Source organism: Pedobacter gandavensis, from assembly GCF_014172405.1.
Taxonomy (GTDB): Bacteria; Bacteroidota; Bacteroidia; order Sphingobacteriales; family Sphingobacteriaceae; genus Pedobacter; species Pedobacter gandavensis.
Window position 1 is genome coordinate 1,444,386 of sequence record NZ_WNXC01000001.1, and the last position, 18,147, is coordinate 1,462,532.

18 protein-coding genes are annotated in these 18,147 nt (G+C 38.5%); 4 read left to right on the top strand and 14 right to left on the bottom strand.

Annotation, left to right across the window (positions count from 1 at the left end):
• Positions 1–209 precede the first annotated feature (209 nt).
• From GM920_RS05780 to GM920_RS05835, 12 genes are all read right to left on the bottom strand, one after another.
• The gene (locus GM920_RS05780) at positions 210–1,004 is read right to left on the bottom strand and encodes a glycosyltransferase (RefSeq protein WP_182954330.1); all 795 of its coding nucleotides are present in this window, start codon (positions 1,002–1,004) and stop codon (positions 210–212) included.
• Positions 1,005–1,010: 6 nt separating this feature from the next.
• Positions 1,011–2,165 (bottom strand): glycosyltransferase family 4 protein, encoded by a 1,155-nt coding sequence (locus GM920_RS05785; RefSeq protein ID WP_182954333.1) that lies wholly within the window; start codon positions 2,163–2,165, stop codon positions 1,011–1,013.
• A gap of 23 nt (positions 2,166–2,188) precedes the next feature.
• Positions 2,189–3,358 (bottom strand): glycosyltransferase, encoded by a 1,170-nt coding sequence (locus tag GM920_RS05790; RefSeq protein ID WP_182954335.1) that lies wholly within the window; start codon positions 3,356–3,358, stop codon positions 2,189–2,191.
• A gap of 9 nt (positions 3,359–3,367) precedes the next feature.
• Positions 3,368–4,564, bottom strand: a complete 1,197-nt coding sequence (locus GM920_RS05795; RefSeq protein WP_182954337.1) for a glycosyltransferase — start codon at positions 4,562–4,564, stop codon at positions 3,368–3,370.
• Positions 4,565–4,567: 3 nt separating this feature from the next.
• Positions 4,568–5,191: an acyltransferase gene (locus GM920_RS05800; protein ID WP_182954340.1), complete on the bottom strand. Its 624-nt coding sequence runs from the start codon at positions 5,189–5,191 to the stop codon at positions 4,568–4,570.
• Between the two features lie 113 nt (positions 5,192–5,304).
• The gene (locus GM920_RS05805) at positions 5,305–6,615 is read right to left on the bottom strand and encodes an O-antigen ligase family protein (protein ID WP_235964445.1); all 1,311 of its coding nucleotides are present in this window, start codon (positions 6,613–6,615) and stop codon (positions 5,305–5,307) included.
• Between the two features lie 183 nt (positions 6,616–6,798).
• Positions 6,799–8,955 (bottom strand): GumC family protein, encoded by a 2,157-nt coding sequence (locus GM920_RS05810; protein WP_182954345.1) that lies wholly within the window; start codon positions 8,953–8,955, stop codon positions 6,799–6,801.
• A 22-nt stretch (positions 8,956–8,977) separates the two neighbouring features.
• On the bottom strand, positions 8,978–9,658 hold the full coding sequence (locus GM920_RS05815; RefSeq protein ID WP_182954347.1) for a TolC family protein: 681 nt from the start codon (positions 9,656–9,658) through the stop codon (positions 8,978–8,980).
• Between the two features lie 69 nt (positions 9,659–9,727).
• On the bottom strand, positions 9,728–10,804 hold the full coding sequence (locus GM920_RS05820; RefSeq protein ID WP_202986041.1) for a sugar transferase: 1,077 nt from the start codon (positions 10,802–10,804) through the stop codon (positions 9,728–9,730).
• A complete protein-coding gene (locus GM920_RS05825) occupies positions 10,804–11,307 on the bottom strand; it encodes a response regulator (RefSeq protein ID WP_235964446.1) in 504 nt (167 codons plus the stop codon). Before GM920_RS05825 ends, GM920_RS05820 begins: the two co-directional genes overlap by 1 nt.
• A 90-nt stretch (positions 11,308–11,397) precedes the next feature.
• Positions 11,398–11,769: a hypothetical protein gene (locus tag GM920_RS05830; RefSeq protein ID WP_182954350.1), complete on the bottom strand. Its 372-nt coding sequence runs from the start codon at positions 11,767–11,769 to the stop codon at positions 11,398–11,400.
• Between the two features lie 254 nt (positions 11,770–12,023).
• Entirely contained in the window at positions 12,024–12,230 is a 207-nt protein-coding gene (locus GM920_RS05835; protein ID WP_182954352.1) for a hypothetical protein, read from the bottom strand.
• A 264-nt stretch (positions 12,231–12,494) separates the two neighbouring features.
• On the opposite strand from GM920_RS05835, the gene GM920_RS05840 reads away from it, so the two are divergent.
• The 4 genes from GM920_RS05840 (at position 12,495) to GM920_RS05855 (ending at position 16,568) form a co-directional block, all read left to right on the top strand.
• Positions 12,495–12,701: a cold-shock protein gene (locus GM920_RS05840; RefSeq protein ID WP_062548063.1), complete on the top strand. Its 207-nt coding sequence runs from the start codon at positions 12,495–12,497 to the stop codon at positions 12,699–12,701.
• Positions 12,702–12,764: 63 nt separating this feature from the next.
• Entirely contained in the window at positions 12,765–13,610 is an 846-nt protein-coding gene (locus GM920_RS05845) for an SDR family oxidoreductase (protein ID WP_182954353.1), read from the top strand.
• A 36-nt stretch (positions 13,611–13,646) separates the two neighbouring features.
• A complete protein-coding gene (locus GM920_RS05850) occupies positions 13,647–15,035 on the top strand; it encodes an MBL fold metallo-hydrolase RNA specificity domain-containing protein (RefSeq protein WP_182954355.1) in 1,389 nt (462 codons plus the stop codon).
• Positions 15,036–15,239: 204 nt separating this feature from the next.
• On the top strand, positions 15,240–16,568 hold the full coding sequence (locus GM920_RS05855) for an OmpA family protein (protein ID WP_182954356.1): 1,329 nt from the start codon (positions 15,240–15,242) through the stop codon (positions 16,566–16,568).
• Positions 16,569–16,639: 71 nt separating this feature from the next.
• On the opposite strand, the gene GM920_RS05860 is transcribed toward GM920_RS05855, so the two are convergent.
• Together GM920_RS05860 and GM920_RS05865 are read right to left on the bottom strand one after the other, a co-directional pair.
• Entirely contained in the window at positions 16,640–17,002 is a 363-nt protein-coding gene (locus GM920_RS05860) for a hypothetical protein (protein ID WP_182954359.1), read from the bottom strand.
• A 143-nt stretch (positions 17,003–17,145) separates the two neighbouring features.
• The gene (locus GM920_RS05865; protein WP_182954361.1) at positions 17,146–18,138 is read right to left on the bottom strand and encodes a TerC/Alx family metal homeostasis membrane protein; all 993 of its coding nucleotides are present in this window, start codon (positions 18,136–18,138) and stop codon (positions 17,146–17,148) included.
• Positions 18,139–18,147: the final 9 nt, after the last annotated feature.

The window sequence follows — 18,147 nt, forward strand, 5'->3', positions numbered from 1 at the left end:
GTTAAATTATTTACAAAAAGCTAATAATGAGGAATATGTTCCACAATATTTCAATATCTCACAAGACTATGCAATTCCCCACATAATCCAAATTACACGACCATTCAGGCCTAATCATGTTCCAAAGCAGTCAACTACCTAAAAAACAAATCGTTAACAAAAAGAAGAAAAACAACATAAACTTAACTTAAACGCTGTAATTCAAATGATTAAAACCTAACTCTGGATAAGAAAGCTTTAAACAATCCCCCTTGTTCCATTAACCTTCTATCAGAGGTCCACACCAATGCACGGTTCTCTGTTACCTTATGAAGTTTTCCAAATTTGGTTCTTAACTTAAGTGCGAGGTATCCATCCTCATTGGTATCTGGTGGATGATGATACCCATCCACTGAAAGCCCTTGCTCCTTCCGATATCCGGAACTACAGCCATACACATACATTGCTTCGTCATTACTTCTTCTTTTCACTGCTTTAAAGACATCTCCAAGCGTCTCATATAGAAAATAAGGCAAGCGGTTAGCAGGCTTTTCGGAAAGGAAAGCAAAGCGACCATACGTACAGGCAATCGTCTCGTCTTTTAAAGGCAATGACAATAAATCTACCCAATATGGACTATAAAATGAATCGGCATCTGCATTGAGTATGATCTTTCCTTTAGCTGCCTGCAAGCCAGAATTTCTGGCATGCGTAACGCCTTGTTTTTTTTCTATCAACCAGTTGGCTCCACTGAGCTCAATCAGCTCTTGGGTACGATCACTGGAATTGTTGTTCACCACCAGTATTTCTACTTTTTGGTTGGTAATTGTTCTGGACAAAGACCAGAGTGTTTTCAAAATCGAAGCTTCCTCATTATAAGCAGGAATGCTCACAGTTACCGCAGGTTGATCTGACTGAAGGCGCTGAATCCCCTCCCGGATTTCTGCGATATGCTCAAGGAACCATTTGGCATCATATTGTTGTGCTTCCAGATAAGCAGGAATTATCAAGGGTCTGATTGGCATATGCGCTTATCCTTTTGATGATAAATGATGAAAATTCTTGTACAAGTCCAGCAATTGCATTGCGGCAGACTTCCAGGTAAATTCAGCAGCTCTTTTCAGGCCTTTTTCTTTCAATTGCGCTTCCAATGTTGCGTCGTTTAAGATCTTGATTATTTTATCCTTTATCTGGTGATAATCCAAGGGATCAACAAATAGAGCAGCATCTCCAGCAACTTCCGGCATAGAAGAAGTATTAGAAGTGATTACAGGTACACCACAAGCCATAGCTTCCAATAGTGGAAGACCAAAACTTTCCCTCAGCGAAGGATAAAGAAAAAGCCTGCTGATATTGTACAATAATGGCATTTCTTCAGAAGCGATGTATCCTGGAAAGATGAAATCCTTTTCCAGCTCCTGCTTACCCATCTTCATGAGTAGTTCAAAGACTAGTTTTTGATCATAATCCAGAATAACAATTGGCAAACCATCTGGCACCTCAGCCTTATATTCTGCATAAGCCTTAATCACATTTAAAGTATTCTTTTTAGGGGCTGTATTCCCCAGAAATAGGATAAAATCCGATGGAAGTTGATGTGCTTTTCTGAATTCTGCTAGCCTTTCTGCTGCATAATCAGTATTGAACTTCGGACTCACCGCATTATAAATCACCTTAACCTTATCCTTAGGCAGGTCTAACTTATTTAAAATCACGTTTCTTTCAAAATTTGAAACCGTAATGATCAACTTACTTTTATCTACAATTTTCGGGACAACAAATCTTCTGTATAAATTGCCAAAATTCTGATAAGCTGTACCTTTGAAATCCGTCTTTTCCAAATAAATGATATCATGTAAAGTCAGCATCATGGGAACAGACAAACGCAATGCAGACGTATTACAGGTAGAATGTAGAAAATCAAGATTATCCTTTTTCACCTCCGCAGGAAGTGTCAGTTGTTCCCAGGTAAAATAGGATTTTGCAGGAAGAGATTTAATCTTAAAATTCGCCGTTTCTTGCAGACATTGCTCGTCCACATCTTTTCTTGCATATAGAATATATTCATTATGTTGGTCAAGTTTTTGGATTTCACGGATGATTTCGAGTGCGACCACTTCCATCCCATGCTTCTTTTCTCTGAAAATACGTTGTACTTCTATGCCTATACGGAGTTTATCTTTCATTCGTCTTCAATTAAAAACAGCTTCTATTTACTTATCTTTTCTTCATAATAATGCTCCGTGGCTACGGATATTTTATTTGCTTTGCGTACTTTCAGTAAAGCCAGTAACTGAAAATAAATGAACTTCGGCGCATTCTTTAAAGAATGATAAATCTTATCATCTGCTTTAAAGTGCGACAATGCCTTAAATACAAAAACAAAGAAAGTGATGACAGCAAGAACCCAATAAAGCGCAAATAAAGGCATCAGCAACAAGTCCATCACAAAGAAAAGGAAAGAAACGATCAGCAACATAAATAACGGTGGTCTGAGCAAGAGGATGCTAAATAGAAATTGATTCCAGTTTAAACCGGAGACCGATTTCATTAACAATTTAGCACCGAGGTACAAGTATTTAAACCAGGTATTAATCCATCTGGAGCGTTGATTAACCAACTGATCCGTTTTTGCCGTTTTCTCATCGTACACAATCGCCTGTTCGGCGAATGCAATCTTTTCTCCCCTGCTTAAGATCTCATACTGTAGAATCTTATCAAAACCAGCGCCTGAGATCTCCAGATGCTCCAAACAAGAACGGTAAAGTGCTAATGTAAATGCCATACCAGATCCTGAAAGCGCTGCAGAAGATCCCGCTTCATACATCAACTTACGATCTACTAAACGGTAATAAATATCACCTGCTTCATCCAAACAAGCGTATGTTGAATCCAGGTTCTTAGCCGCACGAACACCTTGAACTGCCTCATAGCCCTGATCGAACACCACATTTAAGGCATTGAAATAAGCTGGATGGACTAAATTATCACTATCTATAATGGTCAGTCGCTCATGATTACGCTTAAAGTTATTTATGGCATAAAAATGCGATTTAGTATTGCTGGCCAGTACTTCCGCTGGTCTCAAGACAACTACCTTTGGGTCTTCAAAGTGCAATTCACTAACATCGCAATTGTCAGCAACCACATAAATGATATAGTTTGAATAATCAGCTTTAAGAATAGAATCTACCACCATAGGGATGAGGTTCACCTGCTGATAAGCAGTCACGATTACCGCATAATCTGCCTCCACCGGAGGAGCAGACAGCCGATTGGGCTTCCTAAATTGACCGGCTATCGATAAAATCAGTGGCATAAAAAAATGAAGTCCAAATAAGACCTGTAACACTACGAGAAGAGTATAAAATAAGTTCATGTGCTGGTTTTATTTTTTATCAATAGTCAATTGAATGGCCTGGTTCATTTTAAGGATGCAATTTTCCCAACTATGGCTGGCGGCAAAAGATTTCCGCTCCTCTTGCAAAGCTGGTGTATCAGTTGTCAAAGCTTTTTCAATGTGTGTGATATAATCCTCTTTAGATTGCGCAAGGTATACGTGGTCTTTAAAAATTTCCATCGCACGTGTTTCCGTAGCTACAGTTGGCTTACCCATCGCCAGGTATTCATCTACTTTACGGGGATAATTTCCAATAGTAACCTGGTTCACCAATTGCGGATTGATGCACACATCAAAATATTGCATATATAAAGGCAGAGACTCCATTGGCTTAATCCCAGTGAATACCACATTTGGAAGTTGATGCAACTCACTATTTTTAAACTGATCATCTTCTGGCCCAACCAGAACAATTGTCCAGTCTTTCCGTTTTCTGGCAATAAAGGTAATCAATTCGATATCCAGTCGGATGCTCTGCAAGGCACCTACATAACCAATGATTGGGGTATTGATCGCCCTTAACTCCAACGGTTTTTCCGCTGCAAGGTCTTCTTTGAAAATCTCCAGGTCACAGCCCTGACCAATATCATAAGAATTTTCATTGTACTGCTTGCAATAGTCAGCCAAATAAACCGAATTTGCCATACAGATATCATTGCTGGCAATGAGTAGTGGCTCTAAACGTTCCCCATGTCTTTTCCAATAATCAACTGCAAGCATGTAATCTCTCGAATAATAGATACTCAGGAATGGCTTCAATAATTTATTTAAATAGAACCCTTTAAAGATTTCATTGTCGTTGAACAGCAAATAATCTTTAAAATCAAGGGCTTTAATACCTTTTGCAATCGACTCCGCGAATTTGATATTATTGCGTTTATTCAGGTAATTAAACAAGTGTTCATTCTTGATCCAATTGATAGATTCCACCAGACAATCCGGATAAAAGTTCCATAAATTCTCCTGAATCTTTACCAAACCAGACTGCTTGCCCTTAATCACCGCAATACGTTGCTGAACTTTTGGTTCTGCTCGTTTTTTATACAGTGTAATCCGATCCAGGGGAGAATTCACGTAGAGCACCCTATTATTTTTAGAGAGCTCCAGTGCAATGTTTTTACAATTACTACCTATATCTGTATCCCATGCCTGCTGGCCTATAATGATGATATCTCTACTGATCATTTGCTAATTATTTTTTACGCTATGCCATACCTTATCCTTGGCATCGTATTTTTTTATTACTCTGGCTGGATTTCCAACCGCCACACAAAACTCCGGAACATCCTTCGTGACCACACTACCAGCTCCAATAACGGAGTGTTTCCCAATGGTTACCCCAGCGGTGATCACACAATTAGCCCCGATCCATACCGAATCAGAAATGGTAATTTGTTTCCTTATTTCCTTTTGTAAGCTTGGTGGGGTCGTTACATCCTCATAGCCATGATTTAATCCAGAAACCACAATATTCTGAGCCAACATCACATGCTTCCCAATATTTACCGGGCCAATAATCACACTTCCGATCCCGATCATGGTATGTGCACCGATGACCACATCACCAACACCATTATTAATGGTCACAAAATCCTCAATGACAGACCTTTCTCCCAATTCAAAATTATTGAAAGGAAAAACGTCCATCCTACTGTTAAATCTGACAATACTTCCTTTGCCTCTTTTATGTTTAAAGGGGTTGAGAAATAGCCTCACCCACAACCTTGGTCTATGGTCATTGGCGGGGATCAACAAGCGATGTGCGATCTTTTTCAGCTTAGGATTTTGTTTAATTTTATTGACTAAGGACATACTAATTAAAATCTATACGTGTTTTATCCGTCACTACTTTTTCTTTTTAATTTCTTGGAAAAAAGCAATTGCAAAGCAGATGAGACCCGGAATTAGAAAAATTTCAAATGGCATTAGCTTTCTGGTTTATCGTCAAAATTTGGACATAGGAAAATAAAAGCAAGGAAAACGGAGACCACCAATGAAGAAGGCTGTGAGTTCATTACTTCGTTTCCATAGCTACAGAAGAAAATCCCTGCGCAAGTGGACATCATCGCAATCGCTTTATACCTTAAGCCTTCATTTCGTATCTTCCATATAATTCCGCAACACTTTCCAAAAATATATAGGATCATACAGAACCAGACCGTAAAGCCGACAATGCCATACATGGCCCAAAGCTTCACCCAATAACTATCCGGTTCTACTGTAGAAAGGAACTTATCTTTGTTGTATTCCTTTCCCCAGGTTCCAATCACCCCTAATCCACCGCCAAATGGGCGGGATTCCAGGTACTGACCAATGATCTTCTGATTGTTAAAACGAACATTCAGCGAAGCCTCCTGGGGATCTAAAGCCGTACGAAGGCGGTAGATCTGGTAATTGCCATTACCAATGTAAGTATATTTTAGAAAGAACAAGGCCATTAGGGCTAGTGTTCCACCGATGATCAATACTTTTATGTTTTTTGTTAAGAAGATGGCGAAAAAAGCACCTACTACCAAGGCAAAAAGTGCACCTCTGGTTCCGGAGATTAACATCCCATAGAAAGACAAACCAGCTATAATGAGTAATATCAGACGCTTCCACCATTTATAAGGACCTACAGCCAATACCATCGCCAACAAAGCAAATGAGGCTTGAGAAGCACCAAATTGTCCGGCATCACTGTAAAATGAAAACACCCGAAGCCTACCCCAAAGTACGTGGGTAATCTCCCCACCATCTTTTAGAAATTGCTCTTCTCCTGCTGAAAGCCCAATAAATTGCTGCTTAAGGCCATTTATTGTAGCGAGTAAGGACAAAGACAGCACTAAAATAAGAAACAGGTTCAGTTTCTGTTTAGAATTGTACAACAGAAAAACCAAAGGGATCACTAGAATTGGAAAAAGACCTGTACTCCTGATCTCCTGAAGCCAACCCCTCACACTTGCTCCCGCTGGGTTAATAATCTCTACGACACTAATGATAAACCAGGCCAGCATCAGCTTCGTCAGCGTATTATTGAGTATCTTCCAATCATAACGCTTGTTGAGGATAATGACTGCGATCCAGATCAGCAATAAAAATAGCTCAATTCCTATCCCGTAAGCAAGCCCACCAACCTCCCTTGCCAATATTCCAAACAAGAAACAATAGACGGTTAAGGCAGTCAGCCCGATAGCCGGGTCTTGAAATAAAAAAATGATGTATACAACGGCCAATGCCCCGACAATTAAGATCATTGGGGCTATAGGGGATGCAAAGGTTAACACACTCACGATAACCGCCAGTAGCAACCCTAGAATAGAAATAATCACTGTCCGCCACGTTTGTGATAGGGATGATAGAAATCGGATCATTGTGATCTTTATAATTTTCTTTATTCGTATGGCCTAATTTTTAATTTAGGCCATACGATTTAAACGCTATTTAATTTTCTTCAGTTGAATCTTATTTAGTACCCAACCTACAAAACCTGGCCGTTCCTTAATATAGTCAATCAGCTCTTTATCTCTATCTTCAATTGACCTTCCCGATTCAAATATCGCTATGTTATTTTCTGTAAACAGTAACCATTCCTTAGCAATATTAATATCACGCAGGCTATTCACATCAATAATAATCACATCAAACTCTTCTCTGAGCACCTCAAATCCAGCACGCAAATTATTAGCATTCTGCATTTCCAGAAGAGAAGTATTGTTGTCGTTTTTATTCAAAACAGTAATTAAATCTTCTGTTTGAATTTGTCTTTTCACCAGGAAAGTTTCAAAATCCTGACTTAAGGACAGTTCCTTAGAATTTGATTTTACAACTTCTGTTTCCCCACCAATCAATAATACCTTTTTACCGATCATGGCGAAAGAATAAGCCAGGCTACTTGCAATAAAAGATTTGCCTTCGCCATCATTTAAACTCGTTACTCCTAAGATCTTGGTATTATCTCTATCAAAGGCATTAGAAATCTCGAATCGCAAGGATCGCAACAAATCTCTATATGCGGTATATTCAGGATTGTTTTTATTGTCGTTCCAGATATTCCTCATGCTTAGATCAGCATCATGCATGTAGTTTAAACTACCCAGTACTTTTGACTTTGTAGCTGCTTCCAACTGTCTTGAATCATGAATGGTATTGTCTAATAGGAAAATGATCAGCACTGCAACAAAGCAAAGGAAAAAGCTGGATATACCTGCCAAAGCAATGTACATGATCCCTTTTGAAGGTAAAGGAGGTCCTTCCAAACCTACTTGAGCCAACTGCAATTTCAGGGCGATATTTTGCTCCGTACGCGTTTGATTGTAAGAATCCAAGGAAGCCATGTAATCCTTAGTCGCCAAATCAGCATCACGTTCATAATTCTGAATTCCAGCATCAAATGGAACCATCGTATTGTATTTTGCCTTAAGCATGGCCAATTCATTGTCTATCGACTGAATACTACCTTTTGCAATACTCACCTGAGTTTCCAGGGCTTGTTTTTGTTGAATCAGCGCTTGTTTAGAAGCAATTGGATTGGTCACATCATCATCAGAAATTCTGGTACTTAAACGATCAATCAGCTTCGTAAGAGAGTCTATTCTTTTTTTATCGCTTACTTTAAAGTTACCATCAATATAAGCGTCATTTGCTGCTTTCAATTGGTTTTTAAGGTTAACTATAGCCTTATTGTCTACCGTGGTACTCCCTTGTGAGAAAGCATCACCACTCCTACCGCTCAATTTGGCATCAATATCTGCTATGGCCCTTTGATTGGCTTGAATATCTCTAATGGCTTGCGCTTTACGCTCTTCATTCTGAGAGATTTGGGTGTAAACAATTTCAGATTGTTTGTCGAGGTTAAGCACCCCATTTTTCATCTTGAAATCCTTTAATGCCGCATTCTTTTCATTCATCGATCCTTCTTTTTTCTTCAATAAAGAATCCAGCAGTTCAATGGAGTTATTTTGATTGACATTAACGTCCTGGCCATAATTCTTAATGAATTCTACGGCCAGGGTATTCACTACAAAAGCAGAAAGCTTAGGATTGTCAGAAACGTAAGAAATGTTGATGAAATCACTATTATCAGGTCTGTAAATGGATAGTTTTTTCTCAATATCTTCCTTGCTATAGCCCATTGAGCCCAGGATATCATACAACTTGTACTTCCCTTTATTGTCTGCAAGTGTGATCACGCTTTTATTCGACAACTTTTCTTTGAAGAGTTGTACCACTTCCTGACGTTGCGTTTGGTTCAGAGAATCAACCTTAGGGCTATAAGGTTTAAAAGAATCCTTAGGGTCTTCCAAATCATGAATAATCAAGTGATAAGAAAGAATACTCATAATCTTTCTCATTTTCATTCTTTCAATAATATTGGAAAACTGCTGATTGATTTTAAAGAAATCAGCATTCTGATTTCCTACAGCAACAACCTGTTTAGACTGATCTACTAATCCAGTTGCAATCTGCGCTTCAGAACTATATTCCTTGGGTAGGTTCTTTACCAAAAAGAAAGTAATCACTGCTGCCGTAATCGGAACCAGAATCAGTAACCATTTGTATCTATTGAGAACTTTTAAAAATGCTTTAATATCCATTATCAGGCTGTAAAATATTTATCTATTTAACTTCGGAAAGTTTGACACCAATAATTTCTTCCAATGAATCTTTAGCCATCAGCAAATTAACTTCAGATTGAATTTTCGCTGTGCTTGCATTAGTCAGGTTAATTCTTGACTGATTATAAGTATCTAAAGTAATCTCTCCTTTTTCAAATTTATACAATTGATTATCCGCAACATTCTTATTGTCCTGAACACTTTGGGTATTAATTTTCAACTGGCTAATTTGTTGAATATACGCATAATATCTTCTTTTTACTTCTACAGCTAATGCAAGTTCATATTCATCAGCTTGATATTGTGCAATCTTCAAATCAGATTTTGCTTTTTTTGCAGTAAAAGGTTTTTGAAGAAAAGCACCAAGGTTCAGGTTTATTCCAAACTGGAATCCGTTAACGTTATATGGATTTACAGGATCTATTACCGTTTTTTGCTGAGGTCTATAGAAATAAGAGCCATTGAAGATATCCAGATAAGAAAGTGCAGTGATTGGCAATTCAGCTTTTGCTTTAGTTACTGTTTCATTTAAGGCCTTTCTTCGAGGATAATTCTGCTTAGCTAAGGAAATATACTTCTCTAAATCAGTGTATTTAATTTCGCCAATAATTGATTCCTGGGCGTAAGTATCTAATCCTATAAACATTAATAAAATTAATGCGAGTTTAAATAGATTTTTCATGATTTGGTTAAGGTTAAAAGAGATTGTTTAAGCGTTTATATTTTATATTCAATTAATCATTATCTGGGACTACACTTCTTCCTTTTGAATCAGCGCAGGTATTGTTTTTAATATAATTTTAAGGTCTAGTAGGATAGAGTAATTGTCAGCATAATAATTGTCCAGCTCTTTACGCTCCGTTTCAGACATATCTTTCTTCCCTCTTTTACTAATTTGCCATAGGCCGGTTAAACCTGCAGGCCCCAGAAACCGAGTAGACCATTCATTAGTGGTTAATTGTTCTGCTTCATATAAAGGCAGTGGACGATTACCTACCAGCGACATATCCCCGATGAAAACATTGATCAACTGTGGAAGCTCATCAATACTTGTTTTCCTTAGGAATGCCCCAAGTTTGGTGATTCTTGGATCATCCTTAAATTTCACGAAGGCAGCTTTGCTATTCTTTTTATCAGACTCATTCGCGTATTGATTGAGATCAGCAATAGAGTCAAGCATTTTATCTGCATCGCTTCTCATCGAGCGGAATTTATAAAAGTCGAAGATACGATACCCGGCACCTACCCGTTTACTTTTGTAAATAACCGGGCCTTTAGATTCCAGGCGAACTAAGATTGCGACCACAATAAATAAGGGGAATAGTAACAATAGGGCAATACCAGAGGCAACCACATCAAACGCTCGTTTTGCGAAAGGTGTTTGGTATTCTACTTCTACCTGTTGAGCGAGTTCCATTAATTTAGGTTTGATTAGCTTAAATTTAACTAAAAAATTAAGTCTTTCACAAAAATCTTCTAAAGGAAATGGATAAGTATAATAATCATTCACTTTTAGATCCAATGCTTGCCTTCTCCAGTTCTTATCTTCTTTGATTCCAAGCAAGACAATAATCAATCCCTGCAGCAATGGATTTTTCTTAATTTCTCTGATTTGGTCGAAACAATTCTTATTGTCGTCCACTTCAATTAAGATAATATCAGGTAAAGTCAACAAAGATTGTTGATCCAGGTACCGCTTAAAATCCTCAGGATCGTCCATTTGCTCCACATTGGCATCAAACTCCTCAGAGATGACACTTTTGAGAAGTTTTCCAAAATGCACAATTTTAGCATTTATTTGAGGACGATTAATTGTAGACGTGTTCATTATGTGATGAGTTGAGCAATTTGAGATTTTAAGGTAGCCGGATTAAATGGTTTTTCCATATAACTGTCTATCTTAAACGGCATGTTTTTTACTTTTTCAGCAAGATCTTCTGCTCCCGATAATAAAATAACCGGAGTATTTCTATAAAATCCGCTGATTTTTAGGTTTCTAATCAATGAACTTCCATCAAAATAAGGCATCATCAAATCAGATATAATCAAATCAGGATCATTTCCTTCTTCCAACCAGGCAATCGCCTCTATTCCACTTTTCTTGATGATTAAATCATAATCTGCGGCTAATATAAAGCTCAACAGCTTCAGAATACTAAGTTCGTCATCTACAATTAATATACTTTTTTTGTGCCCGTTTTTGATTTCCATGTATTCTTTAGTGTGCGTCTTATTGGAACTCCACAACAAAAATTTATCCAAATATGGAGAATGATCTGTTTCAGGAGACCTGGCTGTACTATTCTTGTTACTGATTTTATCTGTAAACATAATGCTTTTTCTAATTAAACCCTTAACTAAACTTCTTTTGATTTAAAAAAAAGCAGGAATGATTAGACATTTTATATCGGCTCGGCTCAATTATTTTATATTGATCACGAACGTCTGCAAACTACTTTCTCCTTCATTCCAATTTTTCAACTGATTAGACACCACTCTACCGAAGGCATCAATCACTAACACCCTGATCTTCTGATCCTCTTTAGAAACAACCTCAGCAACTAAATTAAAATTACCTGAATAATAAAAAGCGATGTCATTACTTCCCTTATCAATTTTTACACTGTATTTCTTAAAGTTGATTTTATAGTTCACCACACAATTAGCGCACTCTACCCTCAACACCCCTGCTTGCTTCACAATTGCAGGAATTGACTCCTCCAAAGAATTGTCTTTTTTACAGCTGCCAAAAAAGACAACAGCAAACAATAACAATGGATATAGTGCTCTCATATTCCTGTAGTTTAATGAGATATTATAGGAAAAAACCAAGCCAAGCCTATATTTTGGGGAAATGCACCAGAAAATAAAGCAATAAACTTAGACACAAGCTAACTGAGACCTATTTTCAAGACTAAAAATTTTCTTGATTATTTCATGAAATAAAAAAAAGGTGGCTTATTTTCCCAATAAAGACCCCATTTTGGGCATTTTTCTACAAGTTTTCAAGCCAGAATAATGTGTGTTACACCACCAAATAGGCCATATTACTTATCCATTAGGGGATTTGAGTCGGGAAAGTGCTTTGGGTATTTCAGGTCGTTTTCTCCATCAGGATTTCCGGTGATACGCTCATAATCACTGTTCAAATCGCCATTAAACGAAAAATCCTCAGAAGAGCCATCTGCATCTAAACCAAGGTTATTTTTTTCTTCATAAATTCTGTTGCTAAGCTTGTTTTTCCTAGTATTCATCACTATATTTTTTTTATTATTCTTTATATTTTCCAAATAGATCGCGCTTCTCTATCTAAATTCAGCCCTGCGCTGCTTCTTGCCCGGTAAGCTTGAGGTACACCCTTAAGGCAGATATTGACCTGGATAACCTAACAAGTAGCTCTAATATAGGTTTTAACAAAATAAAATTTCCTAAATTTAAAATATACTCCACCCTTATTTTAAGATTTTGATATTAATGTTCAATTCATTATTTTCACCTCGAAATATATATATAATAATATGCGTACAACAGGAAAAGTTAAATGGTTTAATTCTGCAAAAGGATTTGGATTTATAACTCCAGAAGATGGAGGAAAAGATATTTTCGTACATTTTTCTGCGATTGCAGGAGATTCATTCAGAGAATTGAATGAAGGAGACAGCGTAGAATTCGAATTGAATGAAGGAAAAAAAGGTCCTGAGGCTTCAAACGTAACCGTTCTTTAGTCTTTACATTCATTTCTTAAAGGGGTATGCTCAAGCATTACCCCTTTTTTATTTTCATCAGCAATGGAAAGCAATTCAACAGCTACAAAAAAACAAACGATCAGCATTCTTGGTTGTGGTTGGTACGGACTGGCATTGGCCAAACGCCTGGTGGCCGAAGGCTATACGGTAAAAGGCTCCAGCACCAGTCCGGAGAAAATGGAAATCCTTTCTTCCCTTGGCATCCTTCCCTATCTACTAAATTTCCAGGAAGAGGAAACGGCAAATGATCCTGATTTTTTCAAAACAGATATCCTGGTGATTGCGATCCCTCCAAAAAGAAGCAGTGCTGAGCAGTCGACATTTTTAGGGAAAGTTCAAAAGATTGCTGCTCTAGCACAAGAACAGCAAATTCCGCAGGTTATCTTTATCAGCTCCACAGCCGTATACGGGGAGTGCAATTCCGAAATCACAGCTTCAAGTACACCTATGCCTGATACCGCATCAGGTAAAGCGATGCTGGAGACGGAGCAATTCTTAGCAAGCCTCTCCTTCAATACCACTATTCTCCGTTTTGCCGGACTTATCGGACCAGGAAGAAATCCAGGACGATTCTTTGCTGGCAAACAAGACATCCCCAATGGACAGGCACCCGTCAACCTGCTACATCAGGAGGACTGCGTAGCATTTACCTTATCGCTAATCGAGCAGGCTGCCTTCGGTGTAATTTACAACGTATGTAGCCCTGATCATCCCAGCAGACAGGCCTTCTATGTCAAAGCAGCTGAGCAGTCAAAACTCCCTTTACCATCTTTCATTGATGAGCTGTTAAACTGGAAAATCATTTCTGGAGAACCTGTCCATTCCAGCTTTAATTATCAATACCGGATTGCTGATTTTTCAAAATGGATGGATACTCATAGCTTATAAATTGATATATTGCTGCATTTAAGGAATAGCGGAAATATGAAATTGACCATTTGGGGAGCAGCAAGACAGGTAACAGGGAGTATGCATTTGCTGGAATTAGAAGACTACAAAATACTCATTGATTGTGGTCTGGATTACGAAAAAGACACTTATCAGGAAGAGAATCAACACTTTCCTTTTGATCCTGGCAGTATAGATGTCGTGATTCTTACCCATGCACATATTGATCATTCCGGAAATCTCCCTACTTTAATCAGAATGGGTTTTGAAGGACAGATCCTTTGTACCCCAGCTACTGCTGACCTCACCGAATTGCTCTTACTCGATTCCGTTAACATTTTTATCAGCAAACAAAGCAAAGCCAGTAAGGGTCGAAGAAAAAGAGGCCCTGGTCCGCAGCCGCTTTACTTGCATAAACACGTTATGGATACAGTGGACCGCTTTGTGACCATTAATTTCCATAAAACCTTCCGTATCAATAACGAAGTTGCCCTGGAATTCATTCCGATTGGCCACCTTCTTGGCGCCGCAGCAGTAGTTTTAACACTACAGGATCAAGGCATCACTAAAAAAATTGCGTTTACGGGTGATATTGGCCGTAGCAACTATCCTGTACTGGGTGATCCGGAACCCATCCCTCAGGTAGACTACCTGGTCTCTGAATCTACTTATGGCGGAAGATTACACAGCTCAGAAATGACATTGGAGCAGAAACTGATCAGCACTATTCAGGAATCCTGTATCAAAAATCCGGGCCGCTTAATCATTCCAGCATTTAGTATTGGCAGAACCCAATCGCTCGTATTTGCTTTAAATCAAATCTTCAGTAAGGGCTTACTTCCTTATGTTAAAATATTTGTGGACAGCCCCTTGGCAGAATCTGCAACCGCCATTTACCGCAAACATTACCAGTTGTTAAATCAGGAGGCACAGGATTTCTATACACACCAGGGAGATCAATTTGAATTTGAAGGTCTCTCCTATGTTCATGATAAGCGCGAGAGCGTTTCCATATCGAATTACCATGAGCCTTGCATCATTATTTCGTCGGCGGGTATGCTGGAAGGTGGAAGAATACAAGACCACCTTTACTATAACATACAGAACTATTACTGCACTATTCTATTCATAGGGTATTGTTCGAAAGGTACATTGGGCCACCGTTTACTTCGAGGAGATTCTATCGTCCGACTGAGAAACCGGGACTTGATGGTGTATGCGAGCATTCAAAAAACGGATCTTTTAAGCGGTCACGGCGACCATAAAGATTTGGTGAACACCGTAAAACAACAAGATCCTACAAAATTAAAACAGGTATTCCTGGTACATGGGGAAGATAAAAGCAGCCAAAGTTTGGCAGAAGCACTACGGGAAATCGACTATAAAGTCAGCATTCCGGAGTTAGGCGAAGTTTTCGATTTATAAATTTTGTAGCAAATACTATACACAAAATCCAGGCTTTAATCCTGATCATCCCAAATTTCCGTATTTTTCAAAAAAACAATAACTAACTCATTACTAAGATATTCAATGGTTTTTAAGCACTAAAATGTGTTTGGCAGGATTATTTCAAGGGGGGATTGTAGTTCGTCAATTGACAATGAACGCAAATACCTAATTGAAAAGAATATGAAATCCAAAATTACAAAAGCCGCAATGGTAGTGACGCTACTAGGCGCATCATCGCAATTATTCGCACAAGATACCAACCCTGGCGCAACAGGCCGCTTCGGAAAAAAAGAATTCCGCACCTGGTCAATTGGTGCTCATGCCGGCGTACTTAGCTCAAACACAATTTTTAATGGTAGTGACCGTGATTTCAATACCGCTAGAGAAGCACTAGGTTATGGTGGGTATATCAAAAAACAAATTCTCCCAGCTTTAGGCCTTCAGGCTGATTTCCTTGCTGGAAAAATTAAAGGTTCAGGACCTTTAAACCCATTTGCCGGAGCAAAATATTTAGGTAACGAGAACGCTTTTGAAACTCACCTGGAATGGTCCGCAGCTTTAACAGCCGTTTACAATCTGGCTAACATTAGCATCAATAATGAAAATGCCGTTCTAATTCCCTACTTAAAAGGTGGTGTGGGTTACATGTCATCAGGTGCTAAAGTTACTGATGGTGTAACTACAGAACAAAACCACTACAAAGACGGATATTTTATCCCAGTTGGTGCAGGTTTCAAACTTGGTATCGCTAAAGGTATTAACCTAGACTTTGGTTATGATGTAAACTTTACTAAAACAGGTGAATTTGACGGTTACAACACTGGTAAGTTTGATAAATTCTCTTACGGTCATGCAGGTATCGAATTTGCATTGGGTAGCAAATCAAAACCACAATTACAAAATTACAGCTCATTGGCTAACCTACGCAATGAAAGTGCAGAAGAAAGCGCAGCTTTAAGAAATGCATTGTCTACAGCAGAGCAAAAAATTGAGAGAGATAGAGAAATCTATGCTAAGGAAATGGGCGATGATGATCAAGATGGTGTAGCGAACAAATTTGATAAATGTCCTGGTACTCCAGCAGGAATAGTTGTTGATGGTTCAGGATGTCCATTAGCTGCACCTAAAACTATTATCAGAGAAAAAGTTATTGTAACTGAAGCGGACCGTAAGGTCGTAGCTGAAGCCATCAAAAACCTGGAATTTGATTTAGGAAAAGCGACAATCCGCGAAAGATCATTCCCTACTTTAAACCGTGTTGCGGCACTATTGGTAGAGAAAAACTTTAGCCTTAAATTAGCTGGTTATACAGACAACACTGGCTCTTTAGCTTTAAACAAACGTTTATCTAAAGAAAGAGCAGAATCAGTAAAAGCTTATTTAGTATCTCAAGGTGCTGACGCTTCACGTATTGAAGCAGTAGGATACGGTCCAGACCGTCCAATTGCAAGCAACAAAACTGCTGAAGGTCGTCAACAAAACCGTAGAGTTGAATTTACATTATTCTAGTTTAATCAATTCATAAGTACGAAGACCGGCAAGCAATTGCCGGTTTTTTTTATGCGCAAAACCCTGTGATTCTAAAAGGAATCGGGCTCACGCTCTGGGATAAATATACCTGCTACATTCATGGTTTGACTGCCATCAGGCAGCGTAAATGTCAACTTCATACTTTCGATATCCGTACGGTCTATCGCACTACATACATTAAACTCTTCTAGCTGATAGGTAACGACCAAGCTCCCCTTCCCTCCCGCTTCCAGTTTCAGACTGTCGGCGATGAGGTTCACATGGCGTACCTTTTCTCTGGTATGATAACCCTGGATCATGAGCGCCAAGGGTTCCTTCTGTGCTTCCAACAGTTGAAGTACTGCCCTTTCTTGTTCATTCTGATATAAAGCATAAAAATCTTCCCCGAGATTGATGTTTAAAAAGTGCTGCATAATGGTTGATTGTTAGCTAAAATTAAGGTTTAAAATACAGATTAAAGCTTAATTGGATTCCTATACATCAGAAAAGGCCTGAGTTTTTAAACCCAAGCCTTTTCCGATTGCTCAATTGTGCCGTTTCATCAGCCTTAAAAGGCTTATTGTGCTGCTTTTTCTTTCGGCACAAAAATGATGGAAGCAATTACTGCTAGAATCAATACCCCTGCAACAATCGACAATGATAGCGGTGAAGAAATATGATAGAACGGTGCGATCACCATTTTAACTCCAATGAAGGTTAAGATGATTGCCAAACCATATTTCAACAAGCTGAACATGTGGATGAAATTCGCCAATAGGAAATACAGGGCTCTTAAACCCAGGATGGCAAAAATATTAGAAGTATATAAAATCAGTGGATCATCAGGAGCAATCGCAAAAATCGCAGGGATCGAATCTACTGCGAAAAGTAAATCCGTAAACTCGATTACTGCAACCACTACCAATAGTGGTGTAGCTACTCTAATTCCGTTTTCTACCGTGAAAAATTTAGCACCATCAAATTCCTTGCTTACTTTAAAGAACTTATAAATCAAACGTGCACCGGCACTTTTGCTAAAATCTTTTTCCTCATCATCATCGTCATCTGCAACCCAAGATTTGATACCTGCATAGATTAAGAAGAGACCAAAAATTAACAAGATCACATTGATGCGCATCACATGACCAAACAGGGTCATTTCAGGTAAATAGGTTAAGTTAATCAGTCCGACGCCAGCAAAAATGAAGATCGCACGGAACAATAACGCGCCAATAATACCCCAGAACAACACTTTATGGTGTAATTCTTTTGGCACTTTAAAGAATCCGAATACCAGGATAAAGACAAAGAGGTTATCTACCGATAATGCCTTTTCAATCCAGTAAGCCGATTGAAATTGTGTAAACTTTTCAAACCCTGAGGTAACGTAAATTACCCCACTAAATGCCATAGATAAAGTAATCCATACTATAGACCATATTGCAGCTTCTTTGCTGGTTACGGCATGAACCTTTTTATTAAAAACGCCCAAATCCAGCAGTAGCATCACGACGACCAGCACTGCAAACCCGAGGATTACCCCAGGATGATTAATTAAATTATTATCCATGTTTTACTT